The organism is Pseudomonas sp. P9_31, assembly GCF_034008235.1.
In the GTDB taxonomy this organism is placed as follows: Bacteria; Pseudomonadota; Gammaproteobacteria; order Pseudomonadales; family Pseudomonadaceae; genus Aquipseudomonas.
Genome location: NZ_CP125375.1, coordinates 80,800 through 103,022, shown reverse-complemented (window position 1 = coordinate 103,022; position 22,223 = coordinate 80,800). Strand labels below are relative to the sequence as shown.

24 protein-coding genes are annotated in these 22,223 nt (G+C 59.7%); 12 read left to right on the top strand and 12 right to left on the bottom strand.

Annotated elements, in window-relative coordinates; genetic code table 11:
- Nucleotides 1–86 precede the first annotated feature (86 nt).
- Entirely contained in the window at nt 87–737 is a 651-nt protein-coding gene (locus tag QMK51_RS00485) for a hypothetical protein (RefSeq protein ID WP_320392853.1), read from the bottom strand.
- 372 nt (nt 738–1,109) lie between these two features.
- On the opposite strand from QMK51_RS00485, the gene coxB reads away from it, so the two are divergent.
- The 4 genes from coxB (at nt 1,110) to QMK51_RS00465 (ending at nt 5,523) form a co-directional block, all read left to right on the top strand.
- Nucleotides 1,110–2,237 (top strand): cytochrome c oxidase subunit II, encoded by a 1,128-nt coding sequence (gene coxB, locus QMK51_RS00480; protein WP_320392852.1) that lies wholly within the window; start codon nt 1,110–1,112, stop codon nt 2,235–2,237.
- Between the two features lie 82 nt (nt 2,238–2,319).
- Nucleotides 2,320–3,912: a cytochrome c oxidase subunit I gene (gene ctaD / locus QMK51_RS00475; RefSeq protein WP_320392851.1), complete on the top strand. Its 1,593-nt coding sequence runs from the start codon at nt 2,320–2,322 to the stop codon at nt 3,910–3,912.
- 132 nt (nt 3,913–4,044) lie between these two features.
- Nucleotides 4,045–4,602 carry a cytochrome c oxidase assembly protein gene (locus QMK51_RS00470; protein WP_258698402.1) on the top strand — a complete coding sequence of 186 codons (558 nt, stop codon included), beginning with the start codon at nt 4,045–4,047 and terminating at the stop codon, nt 4,600–4,602.
- A gap of 33 nt (nt 4,603–4,635) precedes the next feature.
- A complete protein-coding gene (locus tag QMK51_RS00465) occupies nt 4,636–5,523 on the top strand; it encodes a cytochrome c oxidase subunit 3 (RefSeq protein ID WP_320392850.1) in 888 nt (295 codons plus the stop codon).
- Between the two features lie 16 nt (nt 5,524–5,539).
- On the opposite strand, the gene QMK51_RS00460 is transcribed toward QMK51_RS00465, so the two are convergent.
- Nucleotides 5,540–5,743 carry a twin transmembrane helix small protein gene (locus QMK51_RS00460; protein WP_320392849.1) on the bottom strand — a complete coding sequence of 68 codons (204 nt, stop codon included), beginning with the start codon at nt 5,741–5,743 and terminating at the stop codon, nt 5,540–5,542.
- Nucleotides 5,744–5,812: 69 nt separating this feature from the next.
- Here QMK51_RS00460 and QMK51_RS00455 point away from each other — a divergent pair, with 69 nt between their 5' ends.
- Genes QMK51_RS00455 through QMK51_RS00435 form a run of 5 tightly spaced genes read left to right on the top strand, consistent with a single transcriptional unit; the run spans nt 5,813 to nt 9,721 of the window.
- Complete coding sequence (locus QMK51_RS00455) at nt 5,813–6,553, top strand: SURF1 family protein (protein WP_320392848.1); 741 nt, start codon at nt 5,813–5,815, stop codon at nt 6,551–6,553.
- Complete coding sequence (locus QMK51_RS00450; protein WP_320392847.1) at nt 6,519–7,112, top strand: hypothetical protein; 594 nt, start codon at nt 6,519–6,521, stop codon at nt 7,110–7,112. The genes QMK51_RS00455 and QMK51_RS00450 overlap by 35 nt, the downstream gene beginning before the upstream one ends.
- A gap of 10 nt (nt 7,113–7,122) precedes the next feature.
- Nucleotides 7,123–8,202 carry a COX15/CtaA family protein gene (locus tag QMK51_RS00445; protein ID WP_258698398.1) on the top strand — a complete coding sequence of 360 codons (1,080 nt, stop codon included), beginning with the start codon at nt 7,123–7,125 and terminating at the stop codon, nt 8,200–8,202.
- Nucleotides 8,190–9,089, top strand: coding sequence for a heme o synthase (cyoE, locus tag QMK51_RS00440; RefSeq protein ID WP_258698397.1), 900 nt, complete (start codon nt 8,190–8,192; stop codon nt 9,087–9,089). Before QMK51_RS00445 ends, cyoE begins: the two co-directional genes overlap by 13 nt.
- Nucleotides 9,086–9,721 (top strand): SCO family protein, encoded by a 636-nt coding sequence (locus QMK51_RS00435; protein WP_258698396.1) that lies wholly within the window; start codon nt 9,086–9,088, stop codon nt 9,719–9,721. The genes cyoE and QMK51_RS00435 overlap by 4 nt, the downstream gene beginning before the upstream one ends.
- A 241-nt stretch (nt 9,722–9,962) precedes the next feature.
- On the opposite strand, the gene QMK51_RS00430 is transcribed toward QMK51_RS00435, so the two are convergent.
- The 7 genes from QMK51_RS00430 to zur all read right to left on the bottom strand — a co-directional run bounded on the left by QMK51_RS00430 (nt 9,963) and on the right by zur (nt 15,540).
- Nucleotides 9,963–10,736 carry a MetQ/NlpA family ABC transporter substrate-binding protein gene (locus QMK51_RS00430; protein ID WP_320392846.1) on the bottom strand — a complete coding sequence of 258 codons (774 nt, stop codon included), beginning with the start codon at nt 10,734–10,736 and terminating at the stop codon, nt 9,963–9,965.
- A gap of 71 nt (nt 10,737–10,807) precedes the next feature.
- Nucleotides 10,808–11,482 carry a methionine ABC transporter permease gene (locus tag QMK51_RS00425; RefSeq protein ID WP_018927268.1) on the bottom strand — a complete coding sequence of 225 codons (675 nt, stop codon included), beginning with the start codon at nt 11,480–11,482 and terminating at the stop codon, nt 10,808–10,810.
- The gene (locus QMK51_RS00420) at nt 11,482–12,489 is read right to left on the bottom strand and encodes a methionine ABC transporter ATP-binding protein (protein WP_258698394.1); all 1,008 of its coding nucleotides are present in this window, start codon (nt 12,487–12,489) and stop codon (nt 11,482–11,484) included. The genes QMK51_RS00425 and QMK51_RS00420 overlap by 1 nt, the downstream gene beginning before the upstream one ends.
- Nucleotides 12,490–12,737: 248 nt before the next feature.
- A complete protein-coding gene (locus QMK51_RS00415; RefSeq protein ID WP_320392845.1) occupies nt 12,738–13,454 on the bottom strand; it encodes a PA5502 family lipoprotein in 717 nt (238 codons plus the stop codon).
- A gap of 37 nt (nt 13,455–13,491) precedes the next feature.
- Nucleotides 13,492–14,280, bottom strand: coding sequence for a zinc ABC transporter permease subunit ZnuB (gene znuB, locus QMK51_RS00410; protein WP_320392844.1), 789 nt, complete (start codon nt 14,278–14,280; stop codon nt 13,492–13,494).
- On the bottom strand, nt 14,273–15,058 hold the full coding sequence (gene znuC, locus QMK51_RS00405; protein WP_320392843.1) for a zinc ABC transporter ATP-binding protein ZnuC: 786 nt from the start codon (nt 15,056–15,058) through the stop codon (nt 14,273–14,275). The genes znuB and znuC overlap by 8 nt, the downstream gene beginning before the upstream one ends.
- Nucleotides 15,058–15,540, bottom strand: a complete 483-nt coding sequence (gene zur / locus QMK51_RS00400) for a zinc uptake transcriptional repressor Zur (RefSeq protein WP_258698390.1) — start codon at nt 15,538–15,540, stop codon at nt 15,058–15,060. The genes znuC and zur overlap by 1 nt, the downstream gene beginning before the upstream one ends.
- A 66-nt stretch (nt 15,541–15,606) precedes the next feature.
- On the opposite strand from zur, the gene znuA reads away from it, so the two are divergent.
- Nucleotides 15,607–16,527: a zinc ABC transporter substrate-binding protein ZnuA gene (znuA, locus tag QMK51_RS00395; protein ID WP_320392842.1), complete on the top strand. Its 921-nt coding sequence runs from the start codon at nt 15,607–15,609 to the stop codon at nt 16,525–16,527.
- Between the two features lie 85 nt (nt 16,528–16,612).
- On the opposite strand, the gene QMK51_RS00390 is transcribed toward znuA, so the two are convergent.
- Both QMK51_RS00390 and QMK51_RS00385 read right to left on the bottom strand, forming a co-directional pair.
- Nucleotides 16,613–17,563 (bottom strand): homoserine kinase, encoded by a 951-nt coding sequence (locus QMK51_RS00390; RefSeq protein WP_320392841.1) that lies wholly within the window; start codon nt 17,561–17,563, stop codon nt 16,613–16,615.
- 61 nt (nt 17,564–17,624) lie between these two features.
- The gene (locus QMK51_RS00385; protein ID WP_105342669.1) at nt 17,625–17,912 is read right to left on the bottom strand and encodes a DUF2782 domain-containing protein; all 288 of its coding nucleotides are present in this window, start codon (nt 17,910–17,912) and stop codon (nt 17,625–17,627) included.
- A gap of 74 nt (nt 17,913–17,986) precedes the next feature.
- Between QMK51_RS00385 and polA the strand changes: the two genes are divergently transcribed.
- On the top strand, nt 17,987–20,758 hold the full coding sequence (gene polA / locus QMK51_RS00380) for a DNA polymerase I (protein ID WP_258698387.1): 2,772 nt from the start codon (nt 17,987–17,989) through the stop codon (nt 20,756–20,758).
- Nucleotides 20,759–21,056: 298 nt separating this feature from the next.
- On the opposite strand, the gene yihA is transcribed toward polA, so the two are convergent.
- Nucleotides 21,057–21,698: a ribosome biogenesis GTP-binding protein YihA/YsxC gene (gene yihA, locus QMK51_RS00375; protein ID WP_320392840.1), complete on the bottom strand. Its 642-nt coding sequence runs from the start codon at nt 21,696–21,698 to the stop codon at nt 21,057–21,059.
- A gap of 191 nt (nt 21,699–21,889) precedes the next feature.
- Between yihA and QMK51_RS00370 the strand changes: the two genes are divergently transcribed.
- Nucleotides 21,890–22,180: a c-type cytochrome gene (locus QMK51_RS00370; RefSeq protein WP_258698385.1), complete on the top strand. Its 291-nt coding sequence runs from the start codon at nt 21,890–21,892 to the stop codon at nt 22,178–22,180.
- The last annotated feature ends 43 nt before the right edge of the window (nt 22,181–22,223 follow it).

The following is a 22,223-nucleotide window of genomic DNA, read 5'->3' as shown; positions in this document are numbered from 1 at the left end:
ATGGGTCATTCAACATTGATGTCGACTGATACAACGCTATCGCGAGCAGGCTCGCTCCCACAGGGGATGGTGTTGATTCTAAATAATCAAGCCGCTGGCTGATCCAGCTCCAGCTCCACGCCCAATTGGCGCGACAGGCACGGCCAGCGCTTCCACGCGGCGCCGGTGTCCGGGCTGTTGAGTTTCTCGCGGTAGGCCTCCACCGACTCCAGCGCGAAACTTTCATTGTTAAGCATCTCGTCCACAGCGTGATGCACCGCCTCATCCAGTTGATTGGCAAATTCTTCGCCGATCAGTTGGTGGGCAATCAGGTTGGCGACAGTCATGTCCAAGGGGATCAATGGCTGGCCAAAATGCTTGATGTACAGATCGTTGACCTCTTCGACCAACCGATGCGCCAGATAAGCTTCGTCCAGCAGGCTGTCCAGGCCGACGTGACCGGTCATGATCGCTGGCGGCTGAAGGAAAAACTGCTCGGCGATCCTCAGTACCGGCTTGATCTGCGATTCGATACCCGCTTCCCTGGCAACTTCATTGGCTGCGTCCAGCAGGTCCGGCACTTGTTCTATATACGCGGCCACAAAACGCGTCATCACGCCGTTGGCGTCGACATCCGGCAATTGGATGGCGGAGTGAAGGTGCGGCAGTTGGGTTTCCAGCTGACGAGTCAGCAGGCCGGTCTCGGCCTCATGTTGTTGGGCTTTTTGGATCTGCTCGCGCAATGCGGCGGTGTTCATGAAAACTCCAGGAAACAAAGGCAATGAAATAGGGAAGACATAACTTAGCTGGGTTGCGAAAAAGGCTAAGACGCATTTGTCATAATTATTTCATCCTTGAGACGTCTGCGTTATATCGATTTGCCACCACCCGTCTACATCCTTCTCCATTCGTGACCTGGAACGCAAGCCCAGGCTGTTTCAGTTGATTTACGCCATCGCGTTGCGAGGTGGCAGTCGCTGTCTATACTCGGTTTTGAATGGAGTTAGCTGATGACGCCCGACTGCATATGCAGCAAGGCTCGGCGATTCAAGTTCGTGGTCTGAAAAAGCCGCTCCCTTGCCGCAGGCGTTACGCCTACGGGATAACAAGAACGATAAGGGGAACCCGCAATGATGCGACATCCACATGTCTGGATGGGCCTCCTGTTGTGGTCGATTTTCAGTCAGGCGCAAGCGGCCTGGACTGTCAATATGGCGCCTGGAGCGACTGAGATCAGTCACGCAGTATTCGATCTGCACATGACCATTTTCTGGATCTGTGTGGTGATCGGCATCATCGTCTTCGGCGCCATGTTCTGGTCGATGATGGTCCACCGCCGCTCGACCGGGCAGGTGGCCGCCAAGTTTCATGAAAGCACTACCGTTGAAATCCTCTGGACCATCGTGCCCCTGCTTATTCTGGTGGCGATGGCGGTTCCCGCAACGATCACGCTGATCAAGATGTACGACAACACTGAGTCGGACCTCGATATCCAGGTCACCGGTTATCAGTGGAAGTGGCACTACAAATACCTGGGTCAGGACGTCGAGTTTTTCAGCAACCTGAACACCCCCGCCGATCAGATCCACAACAAAGAAGCCAAGGGCGAACATTACCTGCTGGAGGTCGACAAGCCGCTGGTACTGCCGATCGGTGCCAAGGTGCGCTTTCTGGTGACCTCCGCCGACGTCATCCACTCCTGGTGGGTGCCGGCCTTCGCGGTCAAGCGCGATGCGATTCCGGGCTTCGTCAATGAATCCTGGACCCGTATCGACAAACCCGGCATCTACCGTGGTCAATGCGCCGAGCTGTGCGGCAAGGACCACGGCTTCATGCCGATCGTGGTCGAGGTCAAGACCAAGGCCGATTACGAAACCTGGCTGGGCGAGCGCAAGGCGGAAGCCGCGCAGCTCAAAGAGCTGACCAGCAAGGAATGGACCCTCGACGAACTCAAGGAGCGCGGCGACAAGGTCTATCACACCACCTGCGTGGCCTGTCACCAGGCCGAAGGCCAAGGCCTGCCGCCGATGTTCCCGGCACTCAAGGGTTCGAAAATCGCCACAGGGCCGATCAAGGATCACCTGAGCCTCGTCTTCCACGGCAAGCCCGGCACCGCCATGGCGGCGTTCGGCAAACAGCTCTCGGAAGTCGATATCGCAGCGGTCGTGACCTACGAGCGTAACGCCTGGGGCAACAGCAAAGGCGACATGGTCACCCCTAAAGAAGTGCTGGAGCTGAAACAGGCGGAAAGCAAATGACCCGGTCTATTGCGTACGTAAGGAACTGCTCGGGGCATGACGCCCCGACCCGCCCAGCCCATCCGCTTGCAGGAGACAGGACATGACAGTTGTAGTCGATGACCATGTTCATACCGGCACCGCCCACGCCCACGGCCCCGCCAAAGGCCTGATGCGCTGGGTGCTGACCACCAACCACAAGGACATCGGCACGCTGTACCTGTGGTTTGCGTTCACCATGTTCCTGCTGGGCGGCTCGTTCGCCATGGTAATCCGTGCCGAACTGTTCCAGCCGGGACTGCAAATCGTCCAGCCGGAGTTCTTCAACCAGATGACCACCATGCACGGTCTGGTGATGGTCTTCGGTGCCGTAATGCCGGCCTTCGTCGGCCTCGCCAACTGGATGATCCCGTTGATGATCGGCGCGCCGGACATGGCCCTGCCGCGCATGAACAACTTCAGCTTCTGGCTGTTGCCGGCAGCGTTTCTACTGCTAGTGTCGACCCTGTTCAGCCCCGGCGGCGGTCCGAACTTCGGCTGGACCTTCTATGCCCCCCTGTCGACGACCTACGCGCCGGAAAGCGTGACGTTCTTCATCTTCGCCATCCACTTGATGGGGATCAGTTCGATCATGGGGGCGATCAACGTGATCGCGACCATCCTCAACCTGCGCGCCCCCGGCATGACGTTGATGAAAATGCCGCTGTTCGTCTGGACCTGGCTGATCACCGCGTTCCTGCTGATCGCGGTGATGCCGGTGCTGGCCGGCTGCGTGACCATGATGCTGATGGACATCCACTTCGGCACCAGTTTCTTCAGCGCCGCCGGTGGCGGAGACCCGGTGCTGTTCCAGCATGTGTTCTGGTTCTTCGGTCACCCCGAGGTGTACATCATGATCCTGCCGGCCTTCGGTGCCGTCAGCTCGATCATTCCGGCCTTTTCGCGCAAGCCGCTGTTTGGCTACACCTCGATGGTTTATGCCACGGCCAGTATTGCGTTCCTGTCATTCATCGTCTGGGCGCACCACATGTTCGTGGTCGGCATTCCGCTGGTGGGCGAGTTGTTCTTCATGTACGCCACGCTGCTGATCGCAGTGCCCACCGGGGTCAAGGTATTCAACTGGGCCAGCACCATGTGGCAAGGCTCGCTGACCTTCGAGACACCGATGCTGTTCGCCGTGGCGTTCGTCATCCTGTTTTCCATTGGCGGGTTCTCCGGGTTGATGCTGGCCATCGCCCCGGCGGACTTCCAGTACCAGGACACCTACTTCGTGGTTGCGCATTTCCACTACGTGCTGGTGCCGGGGGCGATCTTCGGGATCTTCGCCTCGGCTTACTTCTGGCTGCCGAAATGGACCGGCCACATGTACGACGAAACCCTCGGCAAATTGCACTTCTGGCTCTCGTTCATCGGCATGAACATGGCGTTCTTCCCGATGCACTTCGTGGGCCTGGCGGGCATGCCGCGGCGGATTCCGGACTACAACCTGCAATTCGCCGACTTCAACATGGTGTCGTCGATCGGTGCGTTCATGTTTGGGGCCACGCAGATCTTCTTCCTGTTCATCGTGATCAAAACCATTCGTGGCGGCGAGCCGGCACCAGCCAAGCCGTGGGATGGCGCCGAAGGTCTGGAATGGAGCATCCCGTCACCGGCGCCGTATCACACCTTCACCACACCGCCGGAAGTGAAATGAAACGCCTCGGTCTTGTGGGAGCTGGCTTGCCTGCGATGAGCCGGGGTCGCGCTCGACCGACGCAGGATGCCAGATGCACCGATATCGCGGGCAAGCCCGCTCCCACAGGATCGTGGGTGGAGGTTGGAAATCATGGCTGATTCGATTTCGATGAAAAAACTGGTCACCCGCCTGTTGCTGGTGGTGGCGGCGATGTTTGTCTTCGGCTTTGCCCTGGTGCCGATCTACGACGTGATGTGCAAGGTGTTCGGCATCAATGGCAAAACCGCCGGGCAGTATGAAGGCGAACAAACGGTCGACGCCTCGCGACAGGTTCGCGTGCAGTTTCTGTCGACCAACGCCGCTGACATGACCTGGGATTTCTATCCCAAGACGGATGAGCTGACCGCTCACCCGGGGGCGGTGAACGAGATGATTTTTATCGCTCATAACCCGACCGATCGACCGATGAGCGCCCAGGCGGTTCCGAGCATCGCGCCCAGCGCAGCCGCGGCGTACTTCCACAAGACCGAATGTTTCTGCTTCACCCAGCAGGTGCTGCAGCCCGGCCAACGAATCGAAATGCCGGTACGGTTCATCATTGACCGCGACATGCCCAAGGATGTGAAGCACCTGACGCTGTCCTACACGCTGTTCGATATCACCGCACGTCATCCGCCCGTGGCTGTTGCAGCAAGCACCGGCGGCTAGGCGTTAAAGCGTGCCCGATAAGGAGAACAATAAATGGCAACTCATGAACATTATTACGTTCCAGCCCAGAGCAAATGGCCGATTATCGCCACGGTCGGCATGCTGGTCACGGTGTTCGGCCTGGGCACCTGGTTCAACGATCTGAAGGCTGCGCGGCCGGAATCCCACGGCCCGTTGATCTTTTTCGTCGGCGGACTGCTGCTGGCCTACATGCTGTTCGGCTGGTTCGGCGCGGTGATCAAGGAAAGTCGCGCGGGGTTGTACAGTGCACAACTCGATCGCTCGTTCCGCTGGGGTATGAGTTGGTTCATTTTCTCGGAGGTGATGTTCTTCATCGCCTTTTTCGGTGCACTGTTTTATGTGCGCAACATCGCGGGCCCGGCACTGGGCGGTGAAGGCACCAAAGGCATCGCCCACATGCTGTGGCCGACGTTCGAATTCACCTGGCCGCTGCTGAACAACCCGGACTCGAAACTCTTTCCTCCACCCAAGGAAGTCATCAGCCCCTGGGGCCTGCCGCTGCTCAATACAGTGCTGCTGGTGAGTTCCAGCGTCACAGTGACCATCGCACACCACGCCTTGAAGAAAGGCCATCGCGGCGCACTGAAAATATGGCTGGCGCTGACTGTGTTGCTCGGTTGTGCGTTCCTCAGCTTTCAAGCCGAAGAATACATGCACGCCTACCACGAACTGGGCCTGACCCTGGGCTCCGGCATCTACGGCGCGACGTTCTTCATGCTCACCGGTTTCCACGGCGCCCACGTGACCATCGGCACCATCATTCTGTTCGTGATGCTGATGCGGATCATGCGCGGACACTTCGATGCCGACCATCAATTCGGCTTCGAGGCGGCGAGCTGGTACTGGCACTTCGTGGACGTGGTGTGGATCGGGTTGTTCGTTTTCGTCTACGTGCTCTGAGCCTTGGCGCTCATGACTACCAAGGCACGTGAGACACCAACTGGCCGCTGAAAAAGCCCCAGGCGATCAAGCCAACAGTGGTGGCGGCCAGCGCAACACGAATACTCAAGGCGATAACCAGGCGATTGGAGTGGCTGTCGTCCTTGACCAGAAAAAACAGGCCGCTGAACAGGCTGACAACCGTGGCAATCAGCATCAGGACGATGGCTGTTTTGAGCATGGGACACTCCGGGGGACAGGCGATGCATTTGAGTATAGCTATCGCGACTACCGACTTTCTGGCGATGCCATGAAGCGCTTCCGGCCGGGCCTCGTGCCGACCCTCGTGGTGGCGGCGCTGTTGCCCTTGCTGGTGTCGCTCGGGTTCTGGCAGTTGAGCCGGGGCGCGGAGAAGAGCGCGCTGCTGCAAAGCTACGCCGAGCGCCGGGCGGCTGAACCAATGGCCAGCACCGAACTGCAACACACCGAAGATCCGGCCTTCCGCCGGGTTCGCCTGCACGGCCAGTTCGATGCCGAGCACAGCCTGCTGCTGGATAACCGTCAGCGCGACGGCAAGGTCGGAGTCGAGCTGCTGCAACCGTTTCAGGATCAGGCAACCGGGCTCTGGCTGCTGGTCAATCGCGGCTGGCTGCCGTGGCCGGATCGGCGCACACCGCCGCTATTCACCACACCGACTCAGGCATTGAGCCTCGACGCCTGGGTCTACGTCTCCCCCGGCGCAACGTTCCAATTGCATGCCGACCCAAACGCCACGACCTGGCCACAGCTGATCACCGCCGTTGAGCCGGCCAGGCTGTGGACGGCGCTTGAGCGTGACGGTTTCGCCTACGAATTACGCGCGCAAAGCGGTCCCGCGACTTACCGGGCCGATTGGCCGGTGGTGGCCATGGGGCCGGAAAAACATTTGGGTTATGCCGTGCAGTGGTTCGCCATGGCGATCGCACTGTTCGGCCTTTATCTCTATCTCGGCTGGCACAACGCAAAGGAGAACAATAATGGGAGTGGCCATGAATCCACCCGGCATGTCTGAGGCGAAAACGCCGGTCAATCGGCGGCGCGGGCGCTTGCAGTTGTTGCTGATCGTATTGGGGGTGATCGGTCCGATGATCCTCGCCACCGGCATGTACAAATTGCAGTTCTGGGTGCCAGAGGGCCGCAGTTATCACGGCGAACTGATCGGCAACGGCCAGACCCGCGCCGACATCGGCGTACAGGCGCAAGAAGACCGCTGGCAATTGCTGGTGACGGCGCCCAAGGACTGCTCGGTGGACTGCCAACAGCTGGTTTATCTGGCGCGGCAGATCCAGATCGGCCTCGGGCGCGATGCCCCTCGCGCCAGCCATGCGCTGGCCGCCGCGCAGCCGCTGAATAGCGATTACGAGACTAAACTTCAACGCGAGTACCCGCAGTTGCAACGCTATTCACTGGACCTGCCGACCTACACCAAAGGCGCGCAGAGCAATGACACACCGCACCTGTGGATCATCGACCCTCACGGCAATCTGGTACTGCGCTACGACCCGACCGTGAAGGGCAAGGACCTGCTCAACGACCTGCGCCACCTGCTGAAACTGTCGAACATCGGATAAGGGCATCGTCATGGCCAAACCTGGATTTCGCCTCGCGCTGTTTGCCACCTTGCTGGCACTGATTGTGGTGTTGCTCGGCGCCTACACGCGCTTGACCCACGCCGGCCTCGGCTGCCCGGACTGGCCCGGCTGCTACGGTTTTATCAGCGTGCCGAAGAGCGAAGCCCAACTGGCCCATGCCGAACTGCATTTTCCCGACACCCCGGTGGAAGCCCACAAGGGCTGGAACGAGATGGTCCACCGCTACTTCGCCGGCACCCTGGGGCTGCTGATCGCAGTGCTGGCGGGCCGCGCCTGGGTCCATCGTCATCATCCGGGGCAGCCGGTGAAATTGCCGCTTTTCCTGCTGGCATTGGTGATTGCCCAAGCGGCCTTCGGCATGTGGACGGTGACGCTCAAGCTGTGGCCGCAAGTGGTCACCGGGCATTTGCTCGGTGGTTTTGCGACCTTGAGCCTGTTATTTCTGCTGACCTTGCGCCTGTCCGGCGTGCTGCCGGCACTGACTGTGCCTCGACGTTTGCAGTACTGGGCGACCGCCGGCTTGCTGCTGGTGATCGGGCAGATCGCCCTCGGCGGCTGGGTCAGCTCCAATTACGCGGCGGTAGCCTGCATCGACTTTCCGACGTGCCACGGGCAATGGTTGCCACCGGCTGATTTCGCCAACGGCTTTCACCTGACCCAACACATCGGCCCGAATTATCTGGGCGGGCAGCTGGACAGCGATGCCCGCACCGCGATTCACCTGACTCACCGCATCGGCGCGTTGCTGGTCACCCTCGTTCTGTTTGGCCTGGCCTGGCAATTGAAGGTCGTCGGCATGACGCGCTTGGCCACCATGGTGCTGATCGCCCTGGCAGCACAAATCACCCTGGGCATCAGCAACGTGGTGTTCCACCTGCCGCTGCCGGTGGCCGTCGCCCACAACGCCGGCGGTGCTGCGCTGTTGCTGACGATGGTGCTGGTCAATTATCACGCGCGAACCAGTCTGGTTCGGGTCAAGCATCAACCCCCTGTACGTTGGCATCTCAGCCCGCGTAAACATTCGGCCGGGCCCATCACAATAAAAGGAGAGATGCCATGGCGACCCTGATCGGCGAACGTCACAGCCAGGCCATCTGGCGGGATTACCTGGAGCTGACCAAGCCGAAAGTGGTGGTGCTGATGCTCATCACCTCGCTGGTCGGCATGTTCCTCGCCACCCGGGCCGGGGTGCCATGGACGGTGCTGGTGTTCGGCAACCTGGGGATCGCCTTGTGTGCCGGCGGTGCAGCGGCGGTCAACCATGTGGTGGACCGGCGCATCGACGCGGTCATGGCCCGGACCCACAAACGGCCCTTGGCCGAAGGTCGGGTATCTCCGAGCGCGGCGCTGACCTTCGCCCTGGTGCTGGCGGTACTTGGCCAGGCCTTGCTGCTGGCCTTCACCAACCCGTTGACGGCGTGGCTGACGCTGGCGTCCTTGCTCGGTTACGCCGTGGTTTACACCGGTTTTCTGAAACGCGCGACGCCGCAGAACATCGTCATCGGCGGCCTCGCCGGTGCGGCCCCGCCGCTGCTTGGCTGGACCGCCGCCACCGGTCATGTCGGCGCAGAACCGTTGCTGCTGGTGCTGATCATCTTCGCCTGGACCCCGCCGCACTTCTGGGCGCTGGCGATTCACCGCAAGGAGGAATACGCCAAGGCTGACATTCCGATGCTGCCGGTGACCCATGGCGAGCACTACACCAAAGTCCACATCCTGCTTTATACCTGTGCGTTGCTGGCCGTCAGCCTGATGCCCTACGTGATCCACATGAGCGGCGCGCTTTACCTGATGTGTGCCCTCGTACTGGGCGCGAGGTTTCTGCAATGGGCCGTGGTGCTGTACCGTGGCACTCGGCCGCATGCGGCGATCAACACGTTCAAGTACTCTATTTACTACTTGTTCCTGCTGTTTATCGCGCTGCTCGTAGACCACTACTTACTGTTGATCCTATGACTCGAACCCAGAAAACCGTCTTCATCCTCGTTGCCCTGATCGCGCTGATCCTGGGCCTGACCGTCAATAAAGTGCTGACCGGGAAAAACCAGGGCGACCCGACGGCGCTGATCGATGCGGGGATCATCCTGTTGCCCCAAAGCCGTAATCTGCCGGACGTGAAGATGACCGATCAGGACGGCAAGCCAGTGGCGGTCAACGAACTGAAAGGCAAGTGGAGTTTGCTGTTCTTCGGCTACACCTTTTGCCCGGACATCTGCCCGACCACCCTCGCCCAGCTGCGACAGATCAAGAGCGAACTGCCGGCGGATGCGGTGGACAAGTTGCAGGTCATCCTGGTCAGCGTCGACCCGAACCGCGACACGCCCAAGCAACTCAAGCAGTACCTGGGCTACTTCGATCCGCAGTTCATCGGGCTGACCGCGTCATCGGTGGAAGACATTCAGAAACTGGCGAATGCGGTGAGCATTCCGTTCATTCCGGCGGACACCAGCAAGCCTAACTACACCGTCGACCACAGCGGCAACCTGGCGGTGATCGGGCCGGACGGGGCGCAGCGTGGGTTTATTCGCGCACCGTTGAACAATCAGAAACTGGTGGCGCAGTTGCCGGTGATGCTCAGCCGCCAATAAGCACCACAAAACCCTGTGGGAGCGGGCTTGCCCGCGATGACGGAGCATCATTCAACATTGATGTCGACTGGTTCAACGCCATCGCGGGCAAGCCCGCTCCCACAGGTACGGTGTTTCAATGTCTAGTCCTGAAAATAGATTAGAGGTGTAAACCCTATTCAGGACGGGACAATTCAGGACGGGACACAGGCACAAAAAAGGGGCGCAGTGATTGCGCCCCTTTTTCGTTTACGTCAGCTGATCAGAACGCCGGCAATACCGCGCCTTTGTACTTTTCAAGAATGAAGGCTTTCACTTCCGGGCTGTGCAGCGCAGCAACCAGTTTCTGCATCGCCGCGCTGTCCTTGTCGTCTGGACGGGCAACGAGAATGTTCACATACGGCGAGTCGCTGCCTTCGATGACCAGCGCATCCTTGGACGGATCGAGCTTGGCTTCCAGCGCGTAGTTGGTGTTGATCAGCGCCAGGTCGACCTGAGTCAGCACACGCGGGATGGTCGCGGCTTCCAGTTCACGGAATTTCAGGTCCTTGGTGTTCTCGGTAATGTCCTTGACGGTCGACAGGATGTTGTTCGAATCCTTCAACTTGATCAGGCCAGCCTTCGCCAGCAGCAACAGCGCACGACCGCCGTTGGTGGCGTCGTTCGGGATCACCACGTTGGCGCCGCCTGGCAGCTCGGTCAGCGCTTTGTACTTGCTGGAGTAAGCGCCCAGCGGCTCCAGGTGCACACCGGCAACGCTGATAAGGTTGGTGCCCTTGGCCTTGTTGAACTCATCCAGGTACGGTTGGTGCTGGAAGAAGTTGGCGTCCAGACGCTTCTCGGCCACCTGCACGTTCGGCTGGATGTAGTCGGTGAAGACTTTGACCTTCAGGTCCACGCCTTCTTTGGCCAGGGCCGGCTTAACGAATTCGAGGATTTCCGCGTGCGGCACCGGAGTGGCCGCGACGGTCAGTGTGTCGGCAGCGTGTGCGGAAAAGGCTGCAACGGCAGCGAACGCGACGAGTAGTTTTTTCATTCAGCTAACTCCTTGTGAGACGCCAGTCTTCGGCGCCTGCCAGCGAATGGCCGGCTCATGTCTTAGTGACGTTATTTGCGGGAGAAATGAACCACCAGCTTGTCGCCGACGGTTTGCAGCACTTGAACCAGCACCAGCAGCAACACCACGGTGACCACCATCACGTCGGTCTGGAAACGCTGGTAACCAAAACGGATCGCCAGGTCGCCCAGACCACCAGCGCCGACCACACCGGCCATCGCCGTGTAGGACACCAGTGTAATCGCTGTCACCGTAATCGCCGCGAAGATGCCCGGGCGGGCCTCCGGCAGCAAGGCGTTGGTGATGATCTGACGGGTCGTCGCGCCCATGGCCTGGGTCGCCTCGATGATGCCGCGATCCACTTCACGCAGGGCGGTTTCCACCAGTCGCGCGAAGAACGGCGTGGCGCCCACCACCAGCGGTGGAATCGCACCGGCGACACCGAGGGAAGTGCCGGTAATCAACACGGTGAACGGAATCATCACGATCAGCAGAATGATGAACGGCAGCGAACGCAAAATGTTCACCACCAGCGACAGCATCGCGTAAACGCCTTTGGCTTCCAGCAACTGACGCGGGCTGCACAGGAACAGCAGCACGCCCAGCGGCAACCCCAGCAGTACCGTGAATAGCAGCGAACCGCCGAGCATCAGCAGGGTGTCGCCGGTGGCCAGCCAGATTTCATACCAGTCGATATTGGAAAAGAAACTCATCAGGACTTCCATCAGCGCAGCACCTCCATGTGGACATCAGCTGCGGTGAAGTGAGCAAACGCCGCTTCCATGTCGCCACCGGTGACGGCCAGGGTCAATTGCCCGTACGGGACTTCTTTGATGCGATCGATACGACCGGCCAGGATGCTGTAGTCCACGCCCGTTTCCCGGGCGACGGTACCCAGCAACGGCGCGTAGGTCGCATCGCCCTGGAAGGTCAGGCGCACGATGCGCCCCGGTACGTGAGCGAAGTCGTCGCGCTGTTCGCTTTCGTCGATCTGCTCGTCTTCCTGTACGAAGCGCTTGGTGGTCGGGTGCTTGGGATGCAGGAACACCTCGGCCACCGAACCTTGCTCGACGATCTCGCCGGCATCCATCACCGCCACTTGATCGCAGACCCGACGAATCACGTCCATCTCGTGGGTGATCAGCACGATGGTCAGCTTCAACTCGCGATTGATCTCGGCCAGCAATTGCAGAACCGACGCCGTGGTCTGTGGGTCCAGGGCACTGGTGGCTTCATCGCACAGCAGGATTTTCGGCTTGGTCGCCAGGGCGCGGGCGATGCCGACACGCTGTTTCTGACCGCCAGACAGTTGCGCCGGGTATTTTTTCGCATGGTCGGCCAGGCCAACCCGCGCCAGCAACTGCGCAACACGCTGGTCAATCTCGCTGCGCGACAGCTCACCGGCGAGGGTCAGCGGCAACGCGACATTGTCAGCCACGGTCTTGGACGCCAGCAGGTTGAAGTGCTGGAAAATCATCCCGACCTGCTGACGGAAGCGCCGCAGACTATTGGCATCCAGCGCGGTGACTTCTTCGCCATCGACGATGATCTTGCCGCCACTGGAGTTTTCCAGGCGATTGATCAGACGCAGCAAGGTACTTTTTCCCGCACCGGAATGGCCGATCAGGCCAAAGACCTGACCGTTCTCAATCGTCAGACTGGTCGGATGCAGGGCGGGAATATCCTTACCGGCGACGCGGTAAGTTTTGTGGACGTTTTGAAACTCGATCACGTAGCGAACCTTGTGGGGCGCGTTAGAAAAGGATCAGCGGTTAGCCGGGCGCGCATTTTAGCCTGTCCGTATAGAGGTTCTTAGCATTTATTTCGCTTTCAACCAGCGTTTTGGCAATAAGGCGATCAAAGGTAAGGTACCTGGGACCAAGGCAATTCCGGCCTGATGCATTTAGAAAAGCAAAAGATCGCAGCCTGCGGCAGCGCCTACACGGTCCGTAGGAGCTGCCGCTGGCTGCGATCTTTTCTTTATGGCTTGCGAGGGCTCAAAACCATCTGCGCCGGGATGTTGCGCAGAATCTGCTTCTCCAGTTTCAGATCAAACCCCGAATCCAGCTTCTTCACCCGCTTGGTCAGCAGCGTGGCCAGCCATGGGTAATCCTGGGTGCGAGGAGCCTGAATGCTCACATCGCACTGATAATTCACCACATCGGCGGCGATGGCATCCAGTTGACGACGAAGCTTGCTCATATCGGTGAGGTTCAACGCCACCGTCGTGCTTTCAGCCGTCGGGTCGATGACCTTGGCCTGCGGCTTGGCTTCGGCAGCCTTGAGGGCCGCTTCGGCTTTATCCAGTTCAGCCTTGCGCGCATGAACGATAGCGCTGTTGACGCCACCGGTCAGTGCTGGCGCCTTGGGCATCAACACCCGGGCACGGCTGAGGGCAGTGGCCGCCGCATTCACATCACCTTTTTGCAACACGATCTGGCTGCGCAGCAAATATGCTTCGGCCAATTGCCGCTGGTATTGCTCAAGGGATTGATCGTTGGGTGACTCGGCCTGCAAGGCGGCCAATTGGTCCTCGGCGGTGGCCAGCTCGCTGCTGGCCAAGCTTTGTTCCAATTGTGCAATGGCTGCAGCCCGCGCATCAGGGGCCTCGGTGGCCGCCGGTGGCGTGCTTTGGCAAGCGCCCAGCAGCAGCGAAAATGCGACAAGGAGCAGATAACGGGAGGCGAACAGCTTCATTCCTGCGACTCTCTATTTGCGCAAAAAACGAGCAAGTCTACACCCCTCGACGGGGCAGGACAAAACTCAGCAGAAACAGCGCGGCGGCCGTCACCACAATCGACGGGCCGGCCGGGGTGTCCTTGAACCAGGACAATGCCAGCCCGCCACACACCGCGAGCATACCCAGCAGGCTCGCGCCCAGCGCCATCTGCTCCGGCGAGCGGGCGTGACGCTGTGCCGCAGCCGCCGGAATAATCAGTAACGAGGTAATCAACAGAACGCCGACAATTTTCATCGCCACCGCGATCACCACAGCAATCAGCAACATCAGGACCAGGCGCAACGCCGCCACCGGCAAACCTTCCACCTTGGCGAGTTCTTCGTGCACCGTGATCGCCAGCAAGGGTCGCCACAGCGTGACCAGCAATACCAGCACCGCCGCGCTACCGCCGAGGATCCAGGCCAGATCGGTCGGGCTGATCGCCAGCAGGTCGCCGAACAGATAGGCCATCAGGTCGATCCGCACTTCATGCATGAAGCTTAGTACCACCAGGCCCAGAGAGAGTGTGCTCGGTGCGAGAATTCCCAACAGCGTGTCAGACGCCAGTGGCTGACGTTGTTGCAACGTCACCAGCAACACCGCCAGCAACAGGCAGCCTACAGTGACGGCCACGGTCGGGCTGACATCCAGCAGAAAACCCAGCGCCACGCCGAGCAGTGCGGCGTGCGACAGGGTGTCGCCGAAATAGGCCATGCGCCGCCAGACCACGAACGAACCCAGCGGGCCCGCGACCAGCGCCAGGGCCAGACCTGCAAGCAGGGCGAAGAACAGAAAATCAGCCATGCTTGCAGCTATCTCCATGAACGTGGGTAGGGGCCGAGGGGGTCGCGCTGACCACCGAGCCATGCAGGTCGTGGGCGTGGTCGTGATGGTGGTGATAAATCGCCAGGCTTTGGGCGTTCTTTCCGAACAACTCGACAAACGCCGGATCGCCACTGACCTGCTCGGGATGCCCGGAGCAGCAGACGTGGCGATTCAGGCACACCACCTGGTCGGTGGTGCTCATTACCAGATGCAGATCGTGAGAAACCATCAATACGCCGCAACCATGACGGTCGCGCAGTCGTGTGATCAGACTGTAAAGCTCGGCTTGACCGGCCACGTCGACGCCTTGCACCGGCTCATCAAGCACCAGCAACTCCGGCTCACGCAGTAACGCCCGCGCCAGCAGCACCCGTTGCATCTCACCACCGGAAACACTTTGCACCGGGCTGTCGATGACCTGTTCGGCGCCGACTTCCTTGAGGGCCGCCAAGGCCCGAGCGCGGTCCACACCAGGGACCAGACGCAAGAAGCGCAGCACCGAAAGCGGTAGGGTCGGATCGACATGGAGTTTTTGCGGCATGTAACCGACGCGCAACTTCGGCTTGCGCCAGACGCTGCCGCTGTCCGGTTTCAACAGACCGAGTACCGCGCGCACCAATGTGGTTTTGCCGGCACCATTGGGGCCGATCAGAGTGACGATCTGCCCCGGCTCGACGCTCAGCTCGATGTTATCCAGCACGTTTTGCCCGGCAAAGGTGACGGCCACCTTTTCGAGGCGAATCAGCGCATTGCTCATCAAGCCCCCTGGCAACCCGAGCAGAGACCGATGACTTCAACGGTCTGGGCCTCGACGACAAATCCGACATCCTTGGCGCTACCGATGATCGCGTCGCTGATGGATTTCTGTTCAAGTTCGATGGCGGCATGGCATTCGCGGCAGATCAGGAACTGGCCCTGGTGGGCGTGTTCCGGGTGATTGCAGCCAACGAAGGCGTTCAGCGAGGAGATGCGGTGCACCAGACCGTTTTCCAGCAGGAAATCCAGCGCGCGGTACACGGTCGGCGGCGCGGCGCGGCGGCCGTCCTGCTCGCTGAGCACCGCCAGAATGTCATAGGCACCCAGCGGTTTGTGGCTTTGCCACACCAGTTCCAGCACCCGCCGGCGCAAAGCGGTCAGGCGCAGCCCCTGACGTGCGCACAAGGCATCGGCCTCAGACAATGCGCTATGCACGCAATGAGAGTGGTCGTGGGGACGGCTGGCAATCGGTGTTTTAGGCATGAGCGGCGACGAGTGTTGTGAGAGACGTTATTATGTTACCCGTTCTCGCCTCTTCGAGTGGTCATCGTGTCCCGACTTTTTTCTATCTTTGTCGCATTTGTCGCAAGTTTTCTGCTGATTGGTTCAGCTCAAGCCGAAGTCAAAGTCCTCACCAGCATCAAGCCCCTGCAGCTGATCGCCGCGGCGGTGCAGGACGGTGTTGAGGTTCCGGAAGTCTTGCTCCCGCCCGGCGCCTCGCCGCATAACTATGCCTTGCGCCCATCCGACGTACGGAAAGTGCAATCGGTGGATCTGGTGTACTGGATCGGCCCGGACATGGAAAGTTTCCTGCCTCGCGTGCTGAAAGGTCGTACGCTTCCCAGCGTCGCAGTGCAGGATTTGCCTGGCCTGAAACTGCGACATTTCGCCGAAGACAACCATTCCCACGCCGAAGAAGCCGACGAGCATGACCACGATCACCGTCCTGGCAGCCTGGATGCGCACTTGTGGTTGTCACCGATAAACGCCCGAGTAATCGCCAGCAAAATGGCCGCCGATCTGAGTGCTGTCGATCCGGCCAACGCGGCGCGCTATCAGAGCAACCTCAAAGCCTTCGATGAGCGCCTGGACGCCTTGGACCTGCGCCTGAAGGCTCGTCTGGCAGGGATTGCGAACAAGCCTTACTTCGTGTTCCACGAAGCCTTCGACTACTTCGAAGACGCCTATGGCCTCAAGCACACCGGCGTGTTCAGTGTCGCAGCCGAAGTGCAGCCCGGTGCCCAGCACGTCGCGGCGATGCGCACGCGGTTGCAGGAAGTCGGCAAGACTTGCGTGTTCAGCGAACCACCGCTGCGTCCACGTCTGGCAGAAACCCTGGTGGCCGGTTTACCGGTGAAACTCGCGGAACTGGATGCGTTGGGCGGGTACACGCCAGCGACCGCTCACGGGTATGAACAGGTGCTGGAAAAGTTGGGGAATGATTTGGCGGGATGCCTGGAATCGTTGTAACCCTAGAAAAAGATCGCAGCCTTCGGCCGCTCCTACAGGTTTTGTGTACCCTGTAGGAGCGGCCGAAGGCTGCGATCTTTTGACTTTAAAGCGCGAAAGGTAGCGGCGTGCCGACCTTCTGCCGTTGTGCCAACCGCAGCTGAAACTCCATCGGATCGTGAATCAGCACGTCCTGCCCTGCGAAAGATTCCGCAGCGATCAAACGCGACAACCAGAACCGCACGCACGCCACGCGTAGCATGGTCGGCCACAGCTCGGCTTCGGCGGCGGTGAACGGTCGCAGCGCGGCATAAGACCCCAGCAATGCTCGCGCCCGAGCGCCATCAATCTGCCCTTGCTCGTCCGAACACCAGTCGTTCAAGGCAATTGCCACGTCATAGAGCATCGGCCCCGAACAGGCGTTGTAGAAATCGATTAACCCGGTCAGGTGCGTGCCTTCGAACATCGCGTTATCACGGAACAGGTCTGCATGGATGTTCGCCCGCGGCAACGCCAGAATTTTCGTCTTCTGCTGCGTGATTTCATCCAGAGCCCGTTGCAGCAAATCACTTTGCTCGGCATTCAGGTGCGAAAGAAACTGGGTGCCCTCTTCCAGCATCCAGTCCAGGCCGCGATCGGTTTTACGTTTGATCATGTTGGCCTGGGTCGCCAGGTGCAGGTGAGCCAGCAGCTCGCCGACCTGAGCGCAATGCTGGGCGTTGGCGTCCTTGATGTGCTTGCCCGCCAGACGTGGCTGCAACAGCGCAGGCTTGCCGGCCAGTTCGCGCAAGGCGACGCCGTCGGTGGTGCGCAGGGCATAAGGCACCGGCAGGTCGGCGTCGTGCAGCACGTCGAGCAGTTCGATGAAGAACGGCATCTCCTGCACCGGACCACGCTCGACCAGGGTCAGGACAAACTCGCCCTGCTCCAGGCTGATAAAGAAATTGGTGTTTTCACTACCGGCGGCAATCCCCTGGAAATCAAGCAGACGGCCAAGCCCGTAAGAGGCGAGAAAGGTTTCCAGCTCGGGCCGAGCCAGGGGGGTGAACACAGACATGGTTAAAACTGCCAGTACGGGCGCCGCGGTTGAGCCAGCGCCGATTAAAGTTAAGAACGGCTTACCACTTAAAGATTTCCCACGCAGGAATCAGCATATCCGGCTGATCCGAGCGAATGTAGTTTCCGTCCGAGCCATCAGCGCGTATCAGAAAGTACGGTTTTCCGACCTTCGGGGTGACCTTGATCGCGTACACAAAACCGTTCTGGCGGTACTCCTGAATGGTTTTATCGCCCTCCGTGCGGATCGTTACTTCCGGGTCCGCCGAGGGCTTGTCATCCGCCGCCATGACAGCCAATGGAGTGATTGCAAACAAGCCAGCCAGCAACAAGCGATTTAGTGTGCGCATGATAACCTTGTCCCTTTGTCGTCAACGGTCCCGCTATTCTAGCGCCGGACCCGCCGAAAAGGTTGATCCTGCTCATGAGCCAAGCCCCCCTCGTCCTGGTGGACGGTTCTTCTTACCTGTACCGCGCTTTTCACGCGTTGCCACCGCTGACCACATCCAAAGGCCTGCCCACCGGTGCGGTCAAAGGCGTATTGAACATGCTCAAGAGTCTGCGCAAGCAGTACCCGGACAGCCCGTTCGCCGTAGTATTCGACGCCAAGGGCGGGACGTTCCGCGACGCTATGTTCGCCGAATACAAGGCCAATCGCCCAAGCATGCCCGACGACATGCGGGTCCAGATCGAGCCGCTGCACGCCAGCGTCAAGGCCCTGGGCTTCCCGCTGCTGTGCGTGGACAACGTTGAAGCGGACGACGTGATTGGCACCCTGGCCCGCAGTAGCGCGGCCGCCGACCGCCCGGTGGTGATCTCCACCGGCGACAAGGACATGGCGCAACTGGTCGACGGGCACATTACCTTGGTCAATACGATGACCGGTAGCGCGCTGGACGTGGAAGGCGTGAAGGAGAAATTCGGCGTCGCTCCCGAGCAGATCATCGATTACCTGGCGCTGATGGGCGATTCGTCCGACAACATTCCAGGCGTTCCGGGTATCGGTCCCAAGACCGCTTCCGGCCTGCTGGTCGGCGTGAACGGTGGCCTGACCGAGCTCTATGCGCAGCTCGACATCGTCCCGACCCTGCCGATTCGCGGCGCCAAAACCCTGCCGGCCAAGCTTGAAGAGCACAAGGAGATGGCGTTTCTCTCCTATCAACTGGCGACGATCAAGATCGACGTGCCGCTGGACATCGGCCTCGATGACCTGCAAATGGGCAAGCCGGATCACGACAAGCTCGCCGAGCTCTACACACTGCTGGAATTCAAGAGCTGGTTCGAAGAGAACCAGCGCGACGCCAAGCGCTCCGGCCAGGAAGTCACCGCGCCAGTCGCCGAAGAAACCATCGCCGGGACTGAACCCAAATACACCACGGTCCTCACCCAGGCGGATTTCGACCTGTGGCTGAAGAAACTCAACGACGCCAAGCTGATTGCCTTCGACACCGAAACTACCGGTATAGACGCTCAGCAAGCGCAGTTGGTAGGCCTGTCCTTCGCGGTACAAGCCAACGAAGCGGCCTACATCCCGTTGACCCACTCCTACATGGGCGTGCCGGATCAGCTTGATCGCGACACCGTGTTGCGGGCACTGAAACCGATTCTGGAAGACCCAGGCAAGCTCAAAGTCGGCCAGCACGCCAAGTTCGACATGAACATCCTGGCCAACTGCGCCATCGGTGGCGATCAGGCTTGCGGCATTACCGTCCAGGGCATTGCCTTCGACACCATGCTCGAATCCTATGTACTGGATTCCACCGCGACCCGCCACGACATGGACAGCCTGGCGCTCAAATACCTGAGTCACACCACCACCAGTTTTCAGGACATTGCCGGCAAGGGCGCCAAACAGCTGACCTTTGATCAGATATCCCTGGAGCTGGCCGGGCCTTACGCCGCCGAAGACGCCGACATCACTCTGCGCCTGCACCAAACATTGCAAGAAAAGCTCAACGCCATTCCGAGCCTGAGCAAAGTCCTGAGCGAAATCGAAATGCCGCTGGTGCCGGTACTGGCACGGATCGAACGCCAGGGCGCGCTGGTCGATGCCAACCTGCTGGGCATCCAGAGCGTGGAGCTGGGCGAGAAAATGGTCGCTCTGGAGCGTGAGGCGTTTGCCATCGCCGGCGAAGAATTCAACCTCGGGTCGCCGAAGCAACTGGGCGTGATCCTGTACGAAAAACTCGGCTTGCCAATCCTCAACAAAACCGCCAAAGGCCAGGCCTCCACCGCCGAAGCCGTGCTGGCGGAACTGGCCGAGCAGGATTTCCCGCTGCCCAAAGTACTGATGCAGTACCGCTCGATGAGCAAGCTGAAAAGCACCTACACCGACCGGCTGCCAGAGCAGATCAACCCGCGCACCGGGCGGATTCATACCTCGTATCATCAAGCCGTGGCGGCAACCGGGCGTTTGTCATCCAGCGATCCGAACCTGCAGAACATTCCGATACGCACCGCCGAAGGTCGTCGGATTCGTCAGGCGTTCGTCGCCCCCAAAGGCTACAAGCTGCTGGCAGCGGACTACTCGCAGATCGAACTGCGGATCATGGCTCACCTGGCCAAGGACGAAGGCTTGCTGCACGCCTTCCGCAATGACCTGGACGTACACAAAGCCACGGCGGCCGAAGTCTTCGGGGTTGAGTTGGCCGATGTCACCACTGATCAGCGTCGTAGCGCCAAGGCCATCAACTTCGGCCTGATCTATGGAATGAGCGCGTTTGGCCTGGCCAAACAGATCGGCGTTGATCGCAAACAGTCCCAAGCGTACATCGACCGTTACTTCGCCCGTTATCCCGGGGTACTCGAATACATGGAGCGCACGCGCGCCCAGGCCGCCGAACAAGGTTTCGTCGAAACCATCTTCGGTCGTCGTCTGTACTTGCCGGAAATCAACGCCAAGAACCAGGCCCTGCGCAAAGCTGCCGAGCGCACGGCAATCAACGCCCCGATGCAAGGCACCGCGGCGGACATCATCAAGAAAGCCATGGTGGCGGTGGACAACTGGCTGACATCGTCTGGCCTGGACGCCAAAGTCATCCTGCAGGTACACGATGAATTGGTGCTCGAGGTGCGTGAGGACCTGATCGACCAGGTACGGGAGGAGATTCGCGTGCACATGAGCAACGCCGCACAACTGGACGTACCGCTTCTGGTCGAGGTAGGCGTAGGCAACAACTGGGATGAGGCGCACTGAGCCGCCTGAAAAGACATGTGTGCTGCGGCCTGGTGCCGCAGCACATGACGAAGGGCTATAGAGCGGAAAATGACGACGATTATTTCCAATGGTTTTTGAAAATAGTCTGAACTAAATCCGTGAACCGCCACTCAGAGATACTGAATGGCTGGTGAAGCCCTTCGATGCTCCTATGTTGTGTTAAGTGTTGGCAGATATCTGGACCCCGCCCTAGCGGTCTGGAACTTGAACCCCGGAACTTCTCCCTCCCCATATGAAGTCCGGGGTTTTTTTTGCCTGCCGATTTGTCTCGAGAGCTTTACTCGGCAACCTCGGCACTTTTGTCCGCCAACTCCATCCAGCCTGCCAGCACGGTGTAGGCGTCTTCCAGGCCCATGCGTTTGGGAGCCGAAAACAGCTGGATAGTGACCGTATCGCCCCAACCCTTGCGAATTTCCGACTGAACCTTGAGCAGCGTGTTTTTCGCCGCGCCGTAGGTCAGCTTGTCTGCCTTGGTCAGCAGAATATGCATCGGCATGCCGCTGGCGACGGCCCAATCGAGCATCAGCAAGTCGAAATCGGTCATTGGATGACGGATGTCCATCATCAGAATCAAACCTTTCAAACTCTCGCGACCGCCCAGATAGGCCTCCAGGTGACGCTGCCAGTGCATCTTCAACGGGATCGGCACTTTCGCATAACCGTAACCCGGCAGGTCGACCAGACGGCGTTCATCGTCTAGCTTGAAGAAGTTCAACAGCTGCGTGCGACCTGGCGTTTTTGAGGTCCGCGCGAGGCTGGCGTGCGTCAGGGTGTTCAACGCGCTGGACTTGCCGGCGTTGGAACGCCCGGCGAAGGCCACTTCAAAGCCTTCGTCGTCGGGGCATTGGTCGACTTTGGCGGCGCTGAGCATAAAGGTGGACTGTTGGCACAGGCCGAGGATGGGGTTCTTGAGTTGCATGGGATTTCCGATGTGGGCGGCGCCGGGAATGGACGCGGCAAGCAGTGTCGTTTCCGTTTCAGTGACGCCAGTATATAATGCCGCAGATTTTGTGTGCGCTTTGTCCCAGCGTAGGATGAAGTTCACGAGAGCGATTGACCTTGAATGCGCACTAGAACGCAGCACGCTCTCAACCCTGAAAAGGTCGTTTTATGACGAAATGGCTGCTAGCTGCCGGTGTCTTGATGCCGCTTTACAGCGCTCAGGCTACACAGGATCCGGAAGCTGTGTACAACCGTGTTTGTGGTGCCTGTCATTCCGGCCAACTACCCATGGCCCCCCGCAAGGGCGATCAGCAAGCCTGGACGCCGAGGCTGGCGAAAGGTATGGAGACGCTGGTGCAACACGTGACCCAGGGTTTCAAGGCAATGCCGCCGCGTGGTTTGTGCATGGACTGCAGTACCGAGGATTACCAAGCCATCATCCAGTGGATGAGCGAGTAAACCCGGTCCATAACTCTTTAACCCTTAGCCGTAGTTGGATTAG